2 protein-coding genes are annotated in these 6644 nt (G+C 61.5%); both read right to left on the bottom strand.

What is annotated here, in order from left to right:
- Window positions 1-127: ESPR-type extended signal peptide-containing protein (locus ACOVRJ_RS21875; protein WP_422045930.1), on the bottom strand; the 127-nt coding region annotated here is incomplete at its 3' end.
- A 107-nt stretch (window positions 128-234) separates the two neighbouring features.
- A complete protein-coding gene (locus ACOVRJ_RS21870) occupies window positions 235-6606 on the bottom strand; it encodes a YDG domain-containing protein (protein WP_422045929.1) in 6372 nt (2123 codons plus the stop codon).
- Window positions 6607-6644: the final 38 nt, after the last annotated feature.

Genomic DNA, 6644 nt, shown 5'->3' with positions numbered 1-6644 from the left:
CACCAAACGCCTGCCCACTCGGGCTCGCCCCGCTGGCAGCCTTGCCTTGCGCGACCGCGTGCTCACCCACCGCCACCAAAGCACCCAAACGCTTGGAGAACACTGTCTTGTAGCAACCCGAATTCATACTTCACTTCCTGTCGAACTGTGACTTGCGGTCATGGTCCCAGTTCGAGCAGGCGGGGTGTCTTAAGTATTCCTAAACGGAACGTTCATTTGCCCCATAAGACAAGGTCAACGATTGGATACGTAGCAAACCTTGACGGCCGGGTCGAGGGTGCGTTCGCACAGGCATTCAATGGTTCGGCGGTCTTCATCCGCAACGCTGTCCACGCCCAAGTCCTCCGCCGTGCACAGGTCTGGCGTTTTGGGCTGCAACCCCAATTGAGCGGACCAGCGGATCGACTTGTCCCGCTCCCAAGGCGGACGGGGCAGGGGCTTGGGTGGATCCGGTCGGCGTGAATCGCCCGCCAAGACGTTGCCGCTCAAGACCTCCGCCGCTAGCAGATAGTTGGCCGCCAACCCGCCATTCAACCCATTGCTAAGCAAATAGCTGACGTCCACCGGCTTGCCAAACCCGACCTCCGGGCTTTGGAAGGCAGCTTGGCTGGACCCCAGGCCCAGGGTCTCATTGCCAACAAGTCCGATCAGACTGCCCGCCCTCAGGTCTGCGCGCAGGCTGCCGTCGTACACCTTGTCGGCCACCGTAGAGCCCACGATATTCAATTGCTTGGGTGCAATGCTGGCTTGGGCGGTGTATGGCGCCGTACCGGCAAGCTGATAGTCTGACCAACGCCCACTGCCATCGATGTAACGCAGCTGCGCCGGCTCAATGCTGACAGTCAGCTTCCGCCCGGCATTGGGCGAGGCGAATTGCCCATTGCCCTGCAATTGCAGCGTTTCGCCCGGCAACACACCTTGCAATTCGATGGCCTGCATAGTGGTCAAGGCATTGCCGTCATAAGTCTTGTCGGCCGCCGAAAAGACCGGAAGCACGGCCTTGGGAAGAATGGTTCCAGGCGTTGACTGTGTGCTGACCGCATAGTTGGCGCCGCCATTGCCGTCTTGAACCTGGTAGGTCGAGACGAGCAACGTACTGCCATGGCTGCCCAAGACATGAGAGCTTTGGAAGCTTTGCGATGCCCTCGCCGTGTCCGAATTCAAGAGCCCACGGATCGCGACCTCGCCGGTGGAGTTGGTGTTGCCGTCATAGGTTTTGACATCCGTACCGGCGGTCAATGTCAGTGGCGCGGGCGTGATCGTGAGTTCACCACTGCCCGGTGCCACGAAGTAGTTCCCCGCCAACTCGGGGTTAGCCAAGGCCGCGGTAAAGGCGTAGCGCCCCGCATTGCGCGCATTGACTGCCTCACCCGTGACAGAAGCGCCACCTATTGATGCCAAGCTGTCCCCGTTCTTCAAGCCCACCGCAATGACTTGGCCGGGTGCGATTGCAGAAACAAGGCCGTCGTACACCTTGCTGTAGGAGTTGGTCTGCAAATAGAGTGGCGCTGCATCGACCAGATAAGTCATCTCTTGCGTGGTTACGCCCAAGAAGTTGCCCAGCGACAAGCTGGTGCCGCTATTGCTGTTGCTCACGGCACCCGCATAGCCACCTCGGCCCGACTGCACAGACACCTGCGACAACATGGGTGTCACTTGCAAAACGCCGCCCAAGCCATCGGCAAAGGTGTAGCGCAGCCCGGCGGGGCTGAGGTTCGCCGAGACCAATGCGCGCGGCGCGCTGGCCAAAGTTTCTGTGCCGGTCAGAACCATGCGGATGATGGTGTGGCCATCGGCGGTCAGGTAGCGCACATTGTCCGTATCGATTGCCGGCGCCACATCACCCAGCGCCCCGTACACCGTGGACACATCCTTCATCGGAACCAACGCCGTCTGCGCGGGCACGATAGTGAAGACGCGGCCAGGCACAGTTTCAATTTCATAGTTGCGAGCCAAGCCAGGCGCAGCCTCGGAGATGAGGTACTGGCCGGCTATCTCGCCCACGACACGTTTCAGGCCTGGCCGGGTCACCAAGCTTGGATCGTTCGCGATGCTGCTGTTGTCACCATTCTTGAATCCGGTGAACAGACCAGACAGGGTCGGATCCGCCTCGGTCAGCAGTTTCATATGGGCGGTTGGCAAATAGGTGAGCTTTGCCTTGTTGATCGTCAACACGCCCGGTGTGGTCGACCAAAGGACGCTGTAGTTCTGCGCGCTGCCGCCTTGGCCAGTGATGTCATACACACCTGCATCGGCGGTCCGCAGATTAGGCAGATAGCCGGGACTGCGCAGGCTAGCCCCAGTCACGGCCGCATCGTCCAGCGTTTCACCGCTCACCAAGCCGCTGGCCGAGAACGTCAGGGGGCGAACATCGCCATAGCCAGTGCTGACATTCCCTGCCTGCAAAAGCAAATCTCGTTTCAGAATGCTGGCTTGTGTTTGCAGGGGTCCCGAGGCGTTCAGGGTGTAGTCATCCCAAGACCCGCTGCCGTTGACACGCGTCAGCTGGCTCACATCGTTCACCGTCACCGTCCAGTTCGAGCCGGCGTTTTTGTTGGCAAACACGCCCCTGCCGCTGAGGCCAAGTGTCTCCCCACCCACAATGCCATCCAACACACCGCCAAGAATGCTCGCTGCGGCATTGCCGTCATAGACCTTGTCGGCAGCCTGCAAGCCCGTCAGTGTGAGCGCCTTCTTGGCAATGAGCAGCGGGTTGTTATTGATGCTGATGTTGTAGTTGCTACGGTCAGCGCCTCCGACCGTCAAATTGGACACATAGCTGCCCGCGTGAAGTCCGGAAGCTTCGCCCGAGATACGAATGTCGTCGCCTGGAAGGAAGCCCTGGCTTTGCGCGGCGTCTTGGACCTGTACCGAACCGTTATAGACCTTGCTGGTGGCTGCCGCGCTGACCGAGGCATTGGCTCGCGCGATGCTCAAATCAGCATTGTTAAAGGTGATGGTGTAGTTGCGCGCATCGGCACCCGCAACGCTCAGAGACGAGGTGTACACCCCGGCATTGCGGCCGCTGGCCAAGCCTTGGATCTGAATGTCGTCACCCGGCAAAAATCCCGAACTGATCGCCGCTCCCTGAGTCTGGGTGAGGCCGTTGTAGCTGCGGCTGGTCGGTGTGGCGTTGACAGAAGCCACGGCCTTGCTGATGAGAAGGTCCGCATTGGTGGTGGTGACGTTGTAGTTCCCCGCGTCGGCCCCACTGATGTTCAGGCTCGACGCATACAAGCCCGCATCCCTGCCGCTCGCCAAGCCCTGGACTTGGATATTGTCACTAGGCAAGAAACCGCTCAAGACTGCCGTGGTTTGCTGCTGCACCGCGCCGTTGTAGCTGCGTGTGGTGGCCGTCCCGGTGACGGAAGCGGAGGCACGGCCGATGTAGAAGTCAGCATTCGTGATCGTGACGTTGTAATTGCCCGCGTCAGCGCCGCCGACCGACAGCGCCGAGCTGTAGACACCGGCGTTGCGCCCGGAAGCCTGGCCCGCAATGGTGATGACATCCCCTGCCCAGAAGCCTTGCGACTGTGGCGCAGCCTGGGTTTGCGTGCTGCCGTTGTAGACCGCGCTGCCCGCAACGCCACTCACCGTGGCCGAAGCACGGGTGATCACAAGATCAGCGTTGTTGAAGCTGGGGCTGTAGTTGCTGGCATCGGTGCCGCCCAAGCTCAGGGTCGAGCCATACAGACCTGCATTCCGACCGCTGGCCAAGCCCGCCACCGTGATTTGATCGCTTGAGATGAAGCCGCTGGTCTGTGCGGCTGCCTGCTGCTGGGTCTGGCTGTTGTAAGCCATTGTGGTCGCCGTGGCCGTGACGGTGGATGACTTAGGCGTGATGACACCCACCGCCCCTTGAGCCGTCGAGGGCAAGCTGTAGTTGCGAGCATCCCCAGCGCTGATCTGCACCTGCGAGGGTGAAATGGCGGCGCTGACCAGACCCGGTGCGCTTAGCGAGTTGTCGCGCACATTCTTGCTTGCATACTGCCCAGCCACAGGCAGGGTCAGATCCGCAAAGCTGATGACGGCAGTCTCACCCGAAGCCAGCCCACTGACCTGGAAGTTAGCGGCATTCAAGCTCGCATTGAGATTGCCGTCGTAAACTTTGCGGGCCTCGCCGGTGATCACCGCTGTCAATGCGGCCGGATTCACAACAGCCTCATTCACCCCGCTCACATGCTGGGTCAAGTTGGGCACAACATAGTTGCTCGCCAGCCCGCCTGACAAGGCCGTCGCGCCAACCGCGTCAAGTAGCGTAACGGCATTGACATAGCCCGCAGCGGCCGTCGCATCAAACGCATTCTTGCTTTGAACCGTCGCGCCCGAATAGCGCAAGCTTTCTCCGGCGACCAGTCCGGCCACCGTCAACTGTCCCTCGCCCAGCGCGGTAGACCCGTCATATGTTTTACTGCCGGAGAGACTCACCGTGCGAGCCGTCACGCTGGCCTGATTGCCGCCCGTCGTGCCCGATGCGGTCACCGCGCCTGTCAAGCTAGGCGTCGTGTAGTCTGCAGCCAAGCCAGTTCCGTCTTGCAAAGTGATAGCGCTGATGTATTGCGCGCTGCTGGTCGCACTGACATTCTTGCCATTGGCCGTGGCACCGCTGTAATTCAAAGTTTGGCCGCCGACCAGACCGCTGAGGGTGACGTAACCCGTCATATCGGCATTACCGTCGTAGGTCTTGGTGGCCGACAGCGTCACCTGCTTGGGGTCGACAAACAAGCTGGCGGTGGCGCTGACCGGCGTGCTGTCGACCTGCACAAAGTTATTCCCGCTCAAGCCATAGGCGTAGCCCGCAGCGAAGCCGTTGGCCACCGTGCCGACATGGCGAGGCGAGCCATTGGTCGCAGGCTGAGTGAGTGTCAAATCATCGATCAGCGCAGCCCGCGTGACTTGGTAGGCATTGCTGCCCGCGGCCACCGTCTCGACGATGGAACTGCCGCCGCTCAGATTGGCCGCTTTCATCGCATCCTTGACCTGCGTGAGCGTCGGGTCGGCGTCGCCGTAAGTGATGCGCAGGCTGGTGGTGTTGATCTTGTCGGTGAAGCTCAGTTGCTCACGCGCCATCACCTGAGTGTTGCCACCGCTGTTTTGCTGCGGGCCTGAAGCATAGTCGGTGAAGGTCTTGGCATTGGCCAGATTGATGCCCATTGTGGAGAGGTAGAGCATGCTGAAGCCGCTGTCGATGATCTCCAAATCGCCCGAGCTGGCCGCGGCACCGGTATAGACATAGGTCTTGCCGCCGGCGAGGTGTGAGGTGCTGTTGCCACTCGCGGTCTTGAGCTGGCCGCCACTGGCATTGCCGGCTGCCAAAGCAGAGCCCGCCGACAACACCACATTGCCGCTGCCGTTGTTGATGATTTTGGGCGCAATGACGTCGCCTATGCCGCTGCTCTGCACCCGCACGCCTACTGTACCGTTATTGCCTTGGGCCGTGCCGACTCCGCCTTGTGTGATCTGGATGAAGCTGCCATCGATGGCGCCTGCCGCGCTGGCAATGCTGCCAGCCAGCAGTTGAATCACACCGGCCCCTGCCCCACCCACCACCGTCATCAAGCCGTCGGCGCTGATATTGCCTTGCGTGGCTTGAAGCGTGGTGCTCTCGCCGGCGGCGGCATTGTTAGTGATGCTGCGGCCACTGCGCAATTGCACCGCCGTGTTGCCGTCCGCGGTGTTGCCGACCAGGTTCACAGTACCCGCAGCCAGCAGGCTCTTGGCCACATCGATGCTGCCGCTCAGTGCTTTGAGCGTCACTGCCCCGCTGGCGTCCACGCCCACAGCGCTATTGCTGGGGGCGGTGTAGCCGGCCGCATTGCTGACGGCCGGGACCACACTGAAGCTGCCCAAGGTCAAGCTGCCCGTGGTGTTTTGAACATCCAGCGCGGCACCATTGGGCGCCTTGGCGGACAAGGTGAGCGCATCAGCCTCGTTCACATAGGCACTCGTTGTGCTGTTGCCCGCGGCTTGCAGCGCGAGGCTGCTCACTTGGGTGAGCAGGCGCTGGCTGCTGCTGCCAATATTGCCGCCGGCCGTCAGCACTGCCTGGTTCGCGCTGAGCAGGCCGCTGCCGATGTCAGTCATGGCGCCGGTCGCCTCCAAGAAGGCAATGCCGGTGGTGCTGGCATTGGCATCGAGGGCCAGGCTAGCCCCCTTGAGGTTGATCTCGCCACTGCCGGTGCTGATGCCAGTCAAGCTGCTGGCTGTGCTCACGGTTAATGCTCCGCCCGCATTGGCCACCACGGCACCATTGGCGCTTGTGCTGGCCGCGAGGATCACATCATTGGCTTCGCTGATGAACTGGCTGCCGGCCGAGGTGAGCTTCAGCGTATCTGCACTCGTGTTGATGAATTGGCTACTGCTGCCAATGGTGGTGGCGGCGCTGAGCCACACATCATTGCCGCCCACCGTGCCCGCCGTACGGCTGATGCTGCCGCTGCTGGCGGTGAGGGTCACGTCCCCTGCCCCGGCCAGCACATCGGCCGCCTGCACCACGTTGCTTTGCGCCATGGCTAGCACATTGCCGCCGGTCAGATGGGTGTCGATGGCGCCATTGACCTTGATGTCAGCCGCACTGCCGGCGTTGCCGGCGGTGCTCAGGTTCACGCCGCCATAGTTGCCGGTGACGCTGCCGCTGCCGGAGG

Origin of the sequence: Roseateles sp., from assembly GCF_049240545.1 — a bacterium.
In the GTDB taxonomy this organism is placed as follows: Bacteria; Pseudomonadota; Gammaproteobacteria; order Burkholderiales; family Burkholderiaceae_C; genus Paucibacter_A.
Note: the sequence above shows the minus strand (reverse complement) of the source record. Positions and strands in the feature narration are given on the sequence as shown.